A 13,434-nucleotide genomic window follows, 5' to 3' on the forward strand; every position below is an offset into this window, starting at 1 on the left:
CAGGTGAAGGCCGCAGGCGGTGGCCGCCGTCCCCACAAGGGGCGGCGGCCACCCGCCCCGGGCGGCCGACTGCAGTGCTCGTCTACCTCATACGGCGGCTGTTCAACGTCGCCGCCACGCTGCTGGTGGTCTCCGTGGTCACCTTCGGCATCTTCTTCGCGGTCCCGAAGCTGACCGGCAGCGATCCCGCGCTCATGTACGCCGGACGCGAGACCAATGAGACCGCCCTGGCGGGCATCCGCGTGAAGATGGGCTTCGACAAGCCCATCTCCGAGCAGTACCTCCTCTTCCTCAAGGGCATCTTCGCCGGCCGTGACTACGACGGCGGCTCCGACGTCACGCACTGTGCGGCGCCGTGCTTCGGGTACTCCTTCAAGACCGACGCGCCCGTCTGGGAGACGATGCTCGACCGCATGCCGGTCACGCTCTCGCTCGCCCTCGGGGCGGCCCTGATCTGGGTGATCGCCGGTGTGGCGACCGGTGTGATCTCGGCGCTCAAACGCCGGACCGCCATCGACCGCACCGTCATGGTCGGCGCCCTCGCCGGTGTCTCCCTGCCGATCTTCTTCACCGGCATGGTGGCCCCCGCGATCTTCGTCTACAGCCTCGGCTGGCTGGACGTGTCCAACTACAAACCCCTGACCGAGGATCCAGTCGCCTGGCTCAACAGCCTGATCCTGCCCTGGGTCACCCTGGCCTTCCTCTTCGCCGCCACCTACGCCCGCATCACCCGCGCCACGATGCTGGAGGTCCTCGGCGAGGACTACATCCGCACGGCCCGCGCCAAGGGGCTCAAGGAGGGCGTGGTCATCCGCAAGCACGCCCTGCGCTCCACGCTCACCCCGATCGTCACGATGTTCGGCCTCGACCTCGGCGGACTCCTCGGCGGTGCGGTGCTCACCGAGACGACCTTCAACTTCCAGGGTCTGGGAACGGCGGCCGTGGCCGCCATCGGCGCCGGCGACCTCCCGGTGATCATGGGAGTCACCCTGATCGCCGCGCTGTTCGTGGTGATGGCCAACCTGATCGTGGACCTGCTGTACGCCGTCATCGACCCGCGCGTGAGGCTGACGTGACCGAGAACCCCACCACCGGCACCGGCTCCGGCGAGTCCGCCGACCGCGAACCCGTCGTCGGCGGGCCCGTGTTCGTACCCGAGCAGGCCGGGCCGCCCAAGGACGGCGCCTTCCTCTCCGTGCGTGACCTCAAGGTGCACTTCCCGACCGACGACGGTCTGGTCAAGTCCGTCGACGGGCTCTCCTTCGACCTGGAGCGCGGCAAGACGCTCGGCATCGTCGGCGAGTCCGGCTCCGGCAAGTCGGTTACCTCGCTGGCGATCATGGGCCTGCACCGCACCGGCAACGCGCGCAGCCGCCCCCACATCTCGGGCGAGGTCGTGCTCGACGGCGAGGACCTCGTACGGGCCGACGCCGACCACGTGCGCAAGCTCCGCGGGCGCAAGATGGCCATGGTCTTCCAGGACCCGCTGTCCGCGATGCACCCGTACTACTCGGTCGGCAAGCAGATCATCGAGGCGTACCGGACCCACCAGGACGTCGACAAGAAGACGGCGCGCAAGCGGGCCGTCGAGATGCTCGACCGCGTCGGCATCCCGGAGCCGCACCGGCGCGTGGACGCGTACCCCCACGAGTTCTCCGGCGGTATGCGCCAGCGCGCGATGATCGCGATGGCCCTGGTCAACAACCCCGAGCTGCTCATCGCGGACGAGCCGACCACCGCCCTGGACGTCACCGTCCAGGCGCAGATCCTGGACCTGATCCGCGATCTGCAGAAGGAGTTCGGCTCCGCGGTCATCATGATCACGCACGACCTCGGCGTGGTCGCCGAGATGGCCGACGACATCCTCGTCATGTACGGCGGCCGGTGCGTCGAGCGGGGCACCGCCGAGAAGGTCTTCTACGAGCCGCGCCACCCGTACACCTGGGGCCTGCTGGGCTCGATGCCGCGCATCGACCGCGACCAGACCGAGCGCCTGATCCCGGTCAAGGGCTCGCCGCCCAGCCTCATCAACATCCCCAGCGGCTGCGCCTTCAACCCGCGCTGCCCGTACGCCGACATCCCCAAGGGCGGCATCACCCGCACCCAGCGGCCCGAGCTGACCCAGGACGACAGCCGGCACTGGTCCGCCTGCCACATGTCGCAGGAGGAGCGGACCCGGATCTGGACCGAAGAGATTGCGCCGAAGCTGTGACCGACATGAAGAAGACCGGCGCGGCGGAGGCCTCCGAGAAGGCCTCCGAGAAGGCGCCCGCGGAAACGCTGCTGAAGGTGACCGGCCTGGTCAAGCACTTCCCCATCAACAAGGGGCTGCTTCGCCGGCAGGTCGGGGCCGTCAAGGCCGTCGACGGGATCGACTTCGAGGTCCGTCGCGGCGAGACGCTGGGCGTGGTCGGCGAGTCCGGCTGCGGCAAGTCGACCATGGGCCGGCTGATCACGCGGCTGCTCGAACCGACCGGCGGAACGGTCGAGTTCGAGGGCAAGGACATCACGCACCTCGGGGTGGCGGGCATGCGGCCGCTGCGCCGTGACGTGCAGATGATCTTCCAGGACCCGTACGGCTCGCTGAATCCGCGGCACACGGTCGGCACGATCGTCGGCGCCCCCTTCAAGCTGCAGGGGGTCGACCCGGAGGGCGGCCTCAAGGCCGAGGTGCAGCGGCTGCTGTCGCTGGTCGGCCTGAACCCGGAGCACTACAACCGCTACCCGCACGAGTTCTCCGGCGGCCAGCGCCAGCGCATCGGCATCGCCCGGGCCCTGGCCCTGAAGCCGAAGCTGGTCGTCGCCGACGAGCCGGTCTCGGCGCTGGACGTGTCGATCCAGGCCCAGGTGGTGAACCTGCTGGACGACCTCCAGGAGGAGCTCGGCCTGACGTACGTGATCATCGCGCACGACCTGTCGGTCATCCGGCACGTCTCCGACCGCATCGCGGTGATGTACCTCGGCAAGATCGTGGAGCTGACGGACCGCAAGTCGCTCTACGAGAACCCGATGCACCCGTACACCAAGGCCCTGCTGTCGGCAGTGCCGGTGCCCGACCCGAGGCGGCGGGGCGCGGCGACCGGCCGCATCCTGCTCAAGGGCGACGTGCCGTCGCCGATCTCCCCACCGACCGGCTGCCGTTTCCACACGCGGTGCTGGAAGGCGACGCAGATCTGCACGACGCAGGAACCGCCGATGCTGGCGCTGAAGACCGGCCACCAGGTGGCCTGCCACCACCCGGAGAACGCCCCCGACCAGGCTCCGGGCGACCAGCCCCTGCCGGGCGCGGCGGACGCGGTGGTCACGGTCGCGGAGTAACGATCGCAGGTGTGGACGGGGCCGGATGCGCGCGCGGCGCGCATCCGGCCCCGTCGGCTTTCGCGGCGGTACCCGGCGGAACCCCGGATCCTGGAGCCGCACCGGCCAGGGGCCCGCAGCCCGGCAAAGCCGCCCGGCAAGCGACAATGGCCCGGTGTCCCACGATCTCTTCCCGCCCGGGATCCAGCATGCCCTGGACCTCGCAGGCATCTTCGTCTTCGCCACCGCGGGCGCCCTGCTCGCCGTCCGCAAGAACTTCGACGTCTTCGGCATCGCCGTGCTCGCGCTGGTCACCGCCCTCGGCGGTGGCCTCTTCCGTGACCTGGTCATCGGCGCCGTCCCGCCGGCCGCCTTCGGCGAGCTCAGCTTCTTCGTCACGCCGCTGATCGCCGCCGCGCTCGTCTTCTTCCTGCACCCCGAGGTCCAGCGGATCAACCGGGCCATCAACGTCTTCGACGCCGCCGGCCTCGCGCTGTTCTGCGTGACGGGCACCACCAAGGCGTACGAGTACGGCCTCGGCCTCACCGCGTCCGCCGCGCTCGGCCTGGCCACGGCCGTCGGCGGGGGCGTACTGCGCGACGTACTCGCCAACGAGGTGCCCTCGCTGCTGCGCGACCGCGAGATGTACGCCGTGCCCGCCACCGTCGGCGCCGCGATGGTCGCCGTCTTCATCGCCCTGGAGTCCCTCAACGCCGTCACCACGGGCCTGGCGATCGTCACCACATTCGTGCTGCGCCTCCTCGCCATGCGCTACCACTGGCGGGCTCCGCTGGCCTGGAACCGACGGTCGTCGGTGGCCGAAGAGCCGTAACAGTAGAAAGCTACCGCTTAGTAGCTTCACGGTGTACCGTCGTTTTCATGTCAAACGCAGCTGCCCAGGCAACCATCGGCGACAGCGAGTTCGACCGCGACACCACGATCACCGCGCGCGCGGGCGAGCCCGGGGTGTACGACGCGGAGCTCTCCGCCGGGTGGACGATCATCACCGCCGTCAACGGCGGCTACCTGCTGGCCCTGGTCGGCCGGGCCCTGTCCGCGGCCCTCCCGCACCCGGACCCCTTCACCGTCTCCGCGCACTACCTGACCTCCTCCGTGCCAGGCCCCGCCGTGATCCGCACGCAGGTCGTACGGGTGGGCCGCACCCTCTCGACCGGCCAGGCCTCGCTGTTCCAGTACGACGAGAGCGGCGCCGAGATCGAGCGCATCCGCGTCCTGGCCTCCTACGGCGACCTCTCGTCCCTGCCGGACGACGTACGGACGGTGGCCACGGCGCCCGTCATGCCGGCCTACGAGGACTGCCTCGGCGCCGAAGCCGGACCGGCCCCGATCCCCGGGAGCTCCGAGATCGTCGACCGGCTGCGGCTGAGGCTCGACCCCGCGACCGCGGGCTGGGCCGTGGGCGCGCCTTCGGGCAAGGGTGAGATGCGGGCCTGGTTCGAGCTGGCCGACGGCCGCGACGCCGACCCGCTGTCCATGCTCCTCGCCGTCGACGCGCTGCCGCCGACCGCCTTCGACCTGGGCCTGATCGGCTGGGCGCCGACCGTGGAACTCACCACCCACATCCGCCGCCGCCCGGCCCCGGGCCCGCTGCGCGTCGCCATCACCACGCGCAACCTGGCCGGCGGCTTCCTGGAGGAGGACGCCGAGGTCTGGGACTCGGCGGACCACCTGGTCGCCCAGTCCCGGCAGCTGGCTCGCGCCCCGCGCCAGTCCTGACACCTTCTCGCCGCGCCCCCTGGCACCGTTCGGCCCTGCCGGGCCCGACGGGCTTCGGGGGCGCCGCGACGGAGTTCGTGCGCCGGTCCCCGGCCGGGGGCCCCGGGGCGCCCGGCGTCCAGGGGCCCACGGAGCCCCAGCAACCCCGAAGCGGCCGGCCTGACGGGGCCGCGGCGCGGGAGGGTGCCGGCGCCCTCGTAGAATCGGGGGATCATGGCCTACCTCGACCACGCCGCCACCACCCCGATGCTGCCGGAGGCCGCCGCGGCGATGACCGCGCAGTTCGCCGCCACCGGGAACGCGTCCTCCCTGCACGCCGCCGGCCGACGGGCCCGCCGCACCGTCGAGGAGGCCCGCGAGGCCTTCGCCGACGCGATCGGCGCCCGCCCGAGCGAGGTGGTCTTCACCGCCGGCGGTACGGAGGCCGACAACCTCGCCGTCAAGGGCCTCTACTGGGCCCGCCGCGGCGCCGACCCCGGCCGGACCCGGGTACTGGCCAGCCCCGTCGAGCACCACGCCGTGCTCGACGCGGTCCACTGGCTCGCCGAGCACGAGGGCGCCCAGGTCGAATACCTGCCGGTGGACCACTACGGACGCGTGCACGTCGACGCCTTCCGCGAGGCCGTCGAGCGCAACCCCGACGACGTGGCCCTGGCCACCGTCATGTGGGCCAACAACGAGATCGGCACCGTCATGCCGGTCCGTGAACTGGCCGCCGTCGCCGGGGAGTACGGGATCCCGCTGCACTCCGACGCCGTGCAGGCCTTCGGGCAGCTCGACGTCGCCTTCGGCGACAGCGGCCTCGCCGCCATGACCGTCAGCGGGCACAAGGTCGGCGGCCCGTACGGCATCGGCGCGCTGCTGCTGGGCCGCGACCAGAGCCCCGTACCCGTACTGCACGGGGGCGGCCAGGAACGGCACGTCCGCTCCGGCACCCTCGACGTGCCCGCCATCGCCGCCTTCGCGGTCGCCGCCGTCCTCGCCGCCGAGCGGCGCGAGCGGTTCGCCACGGAGATCGGCGCACTGCGGGACGAGCTGGTCGCCGCCGTCCGCGCGGCCGTGCCGGACGCCGTCCTCGGCGGAGACCCCGACGACCGGCTCCCGGCCAACGCCCACTTCAGCTTCCCCGGCTGCGAGGGCGACTCCCTCCTCCTGCTGCTCGACGCCCAGGGCATCGAGTGCTCGACGGGATCGGCCTGCACCGCCGGGGTGGCCCAGCCGAGCCACGTCCTGCTGGCCGCCGGCACCGACCCCAAGCTGGCGCGCGGCACCCTGCGCTTCTCCCTCGGCCACACCTCCACCAAGGACGACGTCGCCGCCCTGGCCGCAGCGATCGGCCCGGCCGTCGAACGCGCCCGCACGGCAGGCCTCAGCTAGCGAGCGCCTCCTTGACCAGGCGGACGTACCGGTCCCAGTCCCAGTGCGGGCCCGGGTCCGTATGGTCGGCGCCCGGGACCTCGGAGTGGCCCAGGATGTGGGTGCGGTCCGCCGGTATGCCGTACCGGCGGCAGATGTCCGCCGCCAGCCGGGCCGAGGCCGCGTACATCGCGTCCGTGAAGTCCTTCGGGCGGTCCACGAAACCCACGTGCTCTATGCCCACGCTGCGCTCGTTCATCGAGCGGTTGCCGGAGTGGAAGGCGACGTCCATCTCGCGCACCAGCTGCTCGACATGGCCGTCGCCGCGCACTATGTAATGGGCCGACGCCTTGTGCCACGGGTTCTTGAAGGCGTCGACCGAGGACTCGAAGCTGCCCTGGGTGACATGGACGACGATCCGGTCCACGCGGTAGTCGTCGGGCCGGTCCGCCATCCGCCAGTTCGCCGGCGAGGCCGCGGTCCAGCTCGCGACCGCGTGATCCAGCTCGCCCTCCTTGCGCGGCTTGGACACCCCGGGCAGCAGCCACCAGGCCCGGCCGATCTCCTCCCGCCCGGCGATCGCCGCCACCGCGAAGACCCCCAGCCCGCCGAAGAGCACGGCCCTGCGGGTCCGGCTCGGCGCTTTCCCCGACGCCTTCCCCGGTGCCTTCTTCTTCGCTTTCTTCGGCGCTTTCTTCGGCGCCTTCTTCCCCGTATTCCTCTGCTCGGCCATGTGATCCACCCCCCGTACCCCGATAACGCGCTGTGACCCCGCTCGGTTCCCCGTACTCTGGACGGTGCTATGACTGAGAACCTGCCGCGTACCGCCCGCCCCCTTCGCGTCCTGGCCGCCATGTCCGGCGGTGTGGACTCCGCCGTCGCCGCCGCTCGCGCGGTCGAAGCCGGGCACGACGTGACCGGCGTCCACCTGGCGCTCTCCGCGAACCCGCAGTCCTTCCGGACCGGCGCCCGCGGCTGCTGCACCATCGAGGACTCCCGCGACGCCCGCCGCGCCGCGGACGTCATCGGCATCCCCTTCTACGTCTGGGACCTCGCCGAGCGCTTCCGCGAGGACGTGGTCGAGGACTTCATCTCCGAGTACGAGGCCGGGCGCACGCCCAACCCCTGCCTGCGCTGCAACGAGAAGATCAAGTTCGCCGCGCTGCTCGACAAGGCCCTCGCCCTCGGCTTCGACGCCGTCTGCACCGGCCACTACGCCACCGTCGTCCTGAACGAGGACGGCACGCGCGAGCTGCACCGCGCCTCCGACATGGCCAAGGACCAGTCGTACGTCCTCGGCGTCCTGGACGAGAAGCAGCTCGCCCACGCCCTCTTCCCGCTCGGCGACACCCTCACCACCAAGGAAGAGATCCGCGCCGAGGCCGAGGAGCGGGGCCTGGCCGTGGCGAAGAAGCCCGACAGCCACGACATCTGCTTCATCGCCGACGGCGACACCCAGGGCTTCCTCGCGAACCGCCTCGGCAAGGCCGAGGGCGACATCGTCGACGAGTCCGGACGGACGGTCGGCACCCACGAGGGAGCCTTCGGCTTCACCATCGGCCAGCGCAAGGGCCTGCGCATCGGCCACCCCGCCGCCGACGGCAAGCCGCGCTACGTCCTCGACATCTCCCCGGTGAACAACACCGTCACCGTCGGCCCCGTCGAGGCCCTCGACGTCACCGCCCTGACCGCGATCCGCCCCCGCTGGTGCGGATCCACGGCCGCCGCCGCGGGCACCTACACCGCCCAGCTGCGCGCCCACGGCGGCGAGACCGAGGTCTTCGCCGAGCTCGTGGACGGCGAGCTGCGCGTCTCCTTCACCGAACCGGTCCGCGGCGTGGCCCCCGGCCAGGCGATCGTCCTCTACGACGGCACCCGCGTGGTCGGCTCCGCCACCATCGCCACGACCACCCGGGCCAAGGCCGCAGCCTCCGCCTAGGCGACCGTCAGGACGATCTTGCCGGTCGTCCGGCCCCGCTCGCCGATCTCGTGGGCCTTCGCGGCCTCGGACAGCGGCAGGACCGTGTCGATGACCGGGCGCAGCTTGCCCTCCTCCACCAGGGCCGCGATCTGTACCAGACCCCGGTAGTCGGGCTCGACCAGCGTCCAGCCGGTGTGGACGCCGGTCGCGTCCGCCGGCACGTCGTCCGGGGAGGGCAGGGTCACCAGGTGCCCGCCGGGCTTGAGGACCTTCAGCGAGTGCTTGCCGTTGTCCCCGCCGATGGAGTCGATCACCACGTCCAGGTCCGACACCGCCTCGGCGAAATCGGCCGACCGGTAGTCGATCAGTTCATCGGCGCCCAGCTCGCGCAGCAGGCCGTGCTTGGCCTCGCTGGCCGTGCCGATCACGTACGCTCCCAGCGCCTTGGCGATCTGTACCGCGAAGTGGCCGACGCCGCCCGCCGCCGCGTGGATCAGGACCCGCTGCCCGGACGAGACCCCGGCCGTGTCCACCAGTGCCTGCCAGGCGGTCAGCGCCGCAAGCGGCAGCGCGGCCGCCTCCGCGTGGTCCAGTGAGGCGGGCTTGCGGGCGAAGTGCCGGGCCGGGCCCACCACGTACTCGGCGTACCCGCCGGCCTGGCGCGGGAAGCTCGGCATCCCGTACACCTCGTCGCCGGGGGCGTAGAGGGTCACGCCGGGGCCGACGGCCTCGACGGTGCCGGAGACGTCCCACCCGACGATCGGGACCTCGCCCCAGGCGATCAGGCCGCCGGTGGCCCGGGTCTTCCAGTCGACCGGGTTCACGCCCGCCGCGTGGACGCGCACCAGGATCTCGTTCAGGCCCGGCTCGGGCCGCTCGATCTCGGTCTCGGTCAGGACCTCGGGGCCGCCCCACTCGCTCACGACGACAGCACGCATTTGTTCTTCTCCTCGAATCGTCGAACAGTTCCCGGCCGGTTCCGGCCGCTGGTGTGACTCCAGAGTCGGCCGGGCGCGGCATGCATGGTGTTGGCCGGATGGCCACTATGTGACAGGATCTGGCCATGGGCGAAATGGGCGAGATGAGTGCGGCAGGTACGGCGGCAGCGCAGAGGAGCGGCGGACGGGACCGGCACCGGATCGCTGTGCTCGCCCTGCCCGGCTTCCCTCCGTTCGAGCTCGGGATCCCCTCCCGCGTCTTCGGCAGCGCCGTGGACGAGGCCGGTGAGGCCCTGTACGAGGTCGTCGTCTGCACCGCCGACGGCCGCCCCGTGCCCAGTGACTCCGGGTTCACCCTCCAGCCCGCCGCGGGGCCCGAGGCCATCGCCACCGCCGACACCGTGATCCTCCCGCCCACCCACGCCATGCCCGAGCTGGCCACCGGCGGCCCGCTTCCGCCCGAGGTGGCCGCGGCCATCGCCGGCATCCGCCCGGGCACCCGCCTGGTCTCGATCTGCACGGGCTCCTACGTGCTCGCCGCCGCCGGACTCCTCGACGACCGGCCCGCGACGACGCACTGGAACCTCGCCTCCGAGTTCCGCCGGGCCTACCCCCGGGTCCGCGTCGACGAGGACGTCCTCTTCGTCGACGACGGCGACGTCCTGACCTCCGCCGGGGTCTCCGCCGGTGTCGACCTGTGCCTGCACCTGATCCGCCGCGACCACGGTGTCGCCGTCACCAACCGCGCCGCCCGCATGTGCGTCGTACCGCCCTGGCGCGACGGCGGCCAGGCCCAGTTCATCGACCGGCCCGTCCCGGAGCCCACCGTCGCCACCACGACCGCCACCCGCGCCTGGGCCCTGGACCACCTCGACGAACCCCTGACCCTCGCCGAGCTCGCGGCCCACGCCCGGATGAGCCTGCGCACCTTCACCCGGCGCTTCCGCGACGAGGTGGGCATGACCCCGGTCCAGTGGCTCACCGGTCAACGCCTGGAAGCCGCCCGCCATCTGCTGGAGACCACGGACCTCCCCGTCGACCTGGTCGCCCACCGCTCCGGCTTCGGCTCCGGCAACTCACTGCGCCAGCACATGCGTACCGCCTTCGGCGTTTCCCCGATCGGCTACCGGCGTACCTTCCAGGCCCGCGACATGACCCCGGAGGTCATCGCCACCGCGGCCCTTCCTTGACAGGATCGGGTCAACAAGCCGATGAGCCGAGGAACTTGTGGAGGCCGCACCATGGCCGCGTACGCCATCGCACACATACGCCCCGAGACGATGAACGACGAGATCCTGGACTACATCGAGCGGATCCAGTCCACGATGGACCCCTTCGAGGGCCGCTTCCTCGTCCACGGCAAGGAGGTCGAGGTCCTGGAGGGGCCCTTCCCCGGCACCGTTGTCATGATCGGCTTCCCGGACATCGAGCGCGCCCGCGCCTGGTACGCCTCCGAGGCCATCCTGCCGCAGCGCACCCGTCACATCGCGGGCGAGGTCATCCTGGTCGAGGGCGTCCCGGCCGGCTACGACGCGACCAAGACGGCCGCGGCGATGCGTGCAGCCGCCGGGCTCTGACGATGGGCAACCGCGCCGTCTCGACCTCCCGGCCGGGCCGGAAGCGGCGCTGCCGTTCATGCGCGGCCACGCCCCCGAGGAGGGCTGGTACCCCGACGACATCGTCGAGGCGGGCGTCCTCGCCGACCCGATCCGCAGACTCCTGCTGGTCTTCGTCCGGGAGGGGCCGGCCGCCTCCCTGCGCACCCGGGCCGCCACCCTGGAGCTGCTGCGGTGCGCCTGGCCCGGCTGGGAGGTGCGCTGGCTGTACGAGGGCCAGCGCGGGCTGCGCGCCCACCTCGGCCTCGACCCGGGGGAGGAGGAACCCGCCGCCGTGTACCCCGGCCCGGCGCTGGAGCCGGGCGACGAGGAGTTCGACGACCCCGACCCGATGGTGGCCGTGGTCACCATCGGCCGCGAACGCTGTCACGTCCTGGCCGACATCGAAGACCACCCGGTCGAGGAGGGGCCCGCCCTGCTGGACCGGCTCCGGGACGCCCCGGACCACGGGAGCCACCGGCTGCGGGCGGAAGCGGGGATCCACGTGGACCCGGAGCGGCGCCGGGTCGGCTGGTGGCTGAACACCGCCCGCGCCCACGCCGGCACCATCGCCGCCCGCTGGCCCGGATGGACCGTGGACTTCTGGGAGGACCGCTGGGCCGAGCACCGGCGCGCCTGCGGCGGCCGCCTCGACCCGCCCGCACCGGACCGGGGCGCCGCGCCGGCCCAGGTACGGGACGAGGCGCTGGAGCGGTGGGCCGGGCCGCGGGGCGATGCGCGGGCCGGGCTCGCGGCGGCGCACCCGCACATCCTGCTCGGCAGCGCCTTCGCCCCCGCCGTCACGGCCGCGCAGGCGGCCGCCGCGCGGGCCGCGATCGAGACGGCGTACGGAAAGGCCGCCGGGGGCTGACGCGGACCGGCGGGGTGCGAGCATGGGCGGTATGGCTACTCACCTGATCACCGGTGCCGGATCCGGCATCGGCGCCGCCGTCGCCGCCCGCCTGCACGCGCGCGGCGACGACCTCGTCCTCCTCGCCCGCGACGCCGGACGCGGCAAGCAGCTCGTCGAGCGGTACCCCGGGGCGCGGGCCCTCGTGGGCGACCTCGCCGATCCCGACCGGCTCTCGTGGGCCTTCTCCAAGCAGCCCGTGCCCGAGCGGATCGACTCGCTCCTGCACATCGCCGGCATCGTGGACCTCGGACCGGTGGGCGAGCTGCGGCCCAAGACCTGGCACCAGCAGCTCAACGTCAACCTGATCGCCCCCGCCGAGGTGACCCGGCTGCTGCTGCCCACCCTGCGCGCCTCGCACGCCGACATCGTCTTCGTGAACTCCGGCGCCGGGCTCCACGCGCACGCCGAGTGGAGCGCGTACGCCGCCTCCAAGCACGGCCTCAAGGCGCTCGCCGACTCCCTCAGGGAGGAGGAGAGGCCCAACGGCATCCGCGTGACCTCCGTCTACCCCGGCCGTACCGCGAGCCCCATGCAGGCCAAGGTGCACTCGCAGGAGGGCAAGGAGTACGACCCCGCGAAGTGGATCGACCCCGAGTCCGTGGCGACGACCGTCGTCATGGCCATCGATCTGCCGCGCGACGCCGAGGTCAACGACCTGAGCGTCAGGCCCGGCCGATGAGCGCGAGCGCCACCGGCGTCGGTTCGCTGCCCGGGGGCGACGCCCGCGAGGCGGCCAAGACCGTCACCGGTTCCTTCGAGGAGTTCCCGTACCTGGCCGAGCTGCCCGCCCGGGGGCCCGGCGCCGACATGATCGGCCGCTCCCTCGGGCTGCTGGTCGAGATGTACGCGCACGTGGAGCCCAGCGGCTGGCGGGTCAGCGACCGCCCCGGCCGGGACACGCGCAGGGCCCGGTCCTGGCTCGGCGAGGACCTCGACGCCCTGGAGGAGTTCACGCAGGGGTACGAGGGCAAGCTCAAGGTCCAGGCCGTCGGTCCGTGGACGCTGGCCGCCGCGCTGGAGCTGCACGGGGGCGAGGCCATGCTCCAGGACGCGGGCGCCTGCCGGGACCTGGCCGGATCGCTGGCCGAGGGGCTGCGCGAGCACCTGGCGGACGTACGCAAGCGCATTCCCGGCGCCGAGATCGTGCTGCAGTTCGACGAGCCGTCCCTGACCTCGGTGCTGCTCGGCCGGGTGCGGTCCGCGAGCGGCTACCGCACCTACCGCGTCGTCGACCGGCAGGTCGTCGAGGGCACCCTGCGCGAGCTCTTCGCCGTCCATGACGGGGAGGTCGTCGTCCACTCCTGCGCGCCCGAGGTCCCCTTCGGGCTGCTGCGGCGGGCCGGCGCCACGGGCGTGTCGTTCGATTTCTCGTTGCTCACCGAGCGCGAGGACGACGCCATCGGCGAGGCCGTCGAGGGCGGTACGAAACTCTTCGCCGGAGTGGTGGCGGGCACCGACGTCCCGTTGTCAGACCCTGCCGGTAGCGTCATGGGTGTCAGGAAGCTTTGGCGCAGGCTGGGGCTGGCCCCGGGGACTCTGGCGGAGTCCGTCGTGGTCACCCCGTCGTGCGGTCTGGCGGGCGCTTCACCCGCCTACGCGCGCGCGGTGCAGGCGCATTGCGTCAGGGCGGCGAGGTCGCTCGCCGACAACCCTGAGTGACGGTCGAGACGGGGCACG

The 13,434-nt window shown here is 72.4% G+C and carries 14 protein-coding genes; 12 read left to right on the plus strand and 2 right to left on the minus strand.

Annotation, left to right across the window (positions count from 1 at the left end):
• Positions 1 to 74 precede the first annotated feature (74 nt).
• The 6 genes from ACFYOB_RS31080 to ACFYOB_RS31105 all read left to right on the plus strand — a co-directional run bounded on the left by ACFYOB_RS31080 (position 75) and on the right by ACFYOB_RS31105 (position 6,411).
• A complete protein-coding gene (locus ACFYOB_RS31080; protein WP_388565441.1) occupies positions 75 to 1,076 on the plus strand; it encodes an ABC transporter permease in 1,002 nt (333 codons plus the stop codon).
• A 68-nt stretch (positions 1,077 to 1,144) separates the two neighbouring features.
• Positions 1,145 to 2,212, plus strand: a complete 1,068-nt coding sequence (locus ACFYOB_RS31085; protein WP_388565579.1) for an ABC transporter ATP-binding protein — start codon at positions 1,145 to 1,147, stop codon at positions 2,210 to 2,212.
• Positions 2,213 to 2,217: 5 nt separating this feature from the next.
• Positions 2,218 to 3,318 (plus strand): ABC transporter ATP-binding protein, encoded by a 1,101-nt coding sequence (locus tag ACFYOB_RS31090; RefSeq protein ID WP_388565582.1) that lies wholly within the window; start codon positions 2,218 to 2,220, stop codon positions 3,316 to 3,318.
• 154 nt (positions 3,319 to 3,472) lie between these two features.
• A complete protein-coding gene (locus ACFYOB_RS31095) occupies positions 3,473 to 4,129 on the plus strand; it encodes a trimeric intracellular cation channel family protein (protein WP_388565444.1) in 657 nt (218 codons plus the stop codon).
• A 47-nt stretch (positions 4,130 to 4,176) separates the two neighbouring features.
• Positions 4,177 to 5,034: a thioesterase family protein gene (locus ACFYOB_RS31100; protein WP_328927781.1), complete on the plus strand. Its 858-nt coding sequence runs from the start codon at positions 4,177 to 4,179 to the stop codon at positions 5,032 to 5,034.
• Between the two features lie 213 nt (positions 5,035 to 5,247).
• Positions 5,248 to 6,411, plus strand: coding sequence for a cysteine desulfurase family protein (locus ACFYOB_RS31105; RefSeq protein WP_388565447.1), 1,164 nt, complete (start codon positions 5,248 to 5,250; stop codon positions 6,409 to 6,411).
• On the opposite strand, the gene ACFYOB_RS31110 is transcribed toward ACFYOB_RS31105, so the two are convergent.
• The gene (locus ACFYOB_RS31110; RefSeq protein ID WP_388565450.1) at positions 6,404 to 7,123 is read right to left on the minus strand and encodes an N-acetylmuramoyl-L-alanine amidase; all 720 of its coding nucleotides are present in this window, start codon (positions 7,121 to 7,123) and stop codon (positions 6,404 to 6,406) included. The two genes, ACFYOB_RS31105 and ACFYOB_RS31110, sit on opposite strands and share 8 nt — an antisense overlap.
• A gap of 69 nt (positions 7,124 to 7,192) precedes the next feature.
• On the opposite strand from ACFYOB_RS31110, the gene mnmA reads away from it, so the two are divergent.
• A complete protein-coding gene (gene mnmA, locus ACFYOB_RS31115; RefSeq protein WP_388565452.1) occupies positions 7,193 to 8,329 on the plus strand; it encodes a tRNA 2-thiouridine(34) synthase MnmA in 1,137 nt (378 codons plus the stop codon).
• Here the strand turns inward: mnmA and ACFYOB_RS31120 are convergent.
• The gene (locus ACFYOB_RS31120) at positions 8,326 to 9,249 is read right to left on the minus strand and encodes an NADP-dependent oxidoreductase (RefSeq protein ID WP_388565455.1); all 924 of its coding nucleotides are present in this window, start codon (positions 9,247 to 9,249) and stop codon (positions 8,326 to 8,328) included. The two genes, mnmA and ACFYOB_RS31120, sit on opposite strands and share 4 nt — an antisense overlap.
• 134 nt (positions 9,250 to 9,383) lie before the next feature.
• Between ACFYOB_RS31120 and ACFYOB_RS31125 the strand changes: the two genes are divergently transcribed.
• The 5 genes from ACFYOB_RS31125 to ACFYOB_RS31145 are packed head-to-tail and all read left to right on the plus strand — an operon-like array spanning position 9,384 to position 13,416.
• Positions 9,384 to 10,439 carry a GlxA family transcriptional regulator gene (locus ACFYOB_RS31125; RefSeq protein ID WP_388565585.1) on the plus strand — a complete coding sequence of 352 codons (1,056 nt, stop codon included), beginning with the start codon at positions 9,384 to 9,386 and terminating at the stop codon, positions 10,437 to 10,439.
• 51 nt (positions 10,440 to 10,490) lie between these two features.
• Positions 10,491 to 10,826 carry a DUF1330 domain-containing protein gene (locus ACFYOB_RS31130; protein WP_388565457.1) on the plus strand — a complete coding sequence of 112 codons (336 nt, stop codon included), beginning with the start codon at positions 10,491 to 10,493 and terminating at the stop codon, positions 10,824 to 10,826.
• A gap of 58 nt (positions 10,827 to 10,884) precedes the next feature.
• Complete coding sequence (locus ACFYOB_RS31135) at positions 10,885 to 11,715, plus strand: hypothetical protein (protein WP_388565460.1); 831 nt, start codon at positions 10,885 to 10,887, stop codon at positions 11,713 to 11,715.
• A gap of 31 nt (positions 11,716 to 11,746) precedes the next feature.
• On the plus strand, positions 11,747 to 12,436 hold the full coding sequence (locus tag ACFYOB_RS31140) for an SDR family oxidoreductase (RefSeq protein WP_388565463.1): 690 nt from the start codon (positions 11,747 to 11,749) through the stop codon (positions 12,434 to 12,436).
• Positions 12,433 to 13,416, plus strand: coding sequence for a methionine synthase (locus ACFYOB_RS31145; protein WP_388565465.1), 984 nt, complete (start codon positions 12,433 to 12,435; stop codon positions 13,414 to 13,416). Before ACFYOB_RS31140 ends, ACFYOB_RS31145 begins: the two co-directional genes overlap by 4 nt.
• Positions 13,417 to 13,434: the final 18 nt, after the last annotated feature.

This window comes from Streptomyces sp. NPDC006463, from assembly GCF_042870715.1.
In the GTDB taxonomy this organism is placed as follows: Bacteria; Actinomycetota; Actinomycetes; order Streptomycetales; family Streptomycetaceae; genus Streptomyces.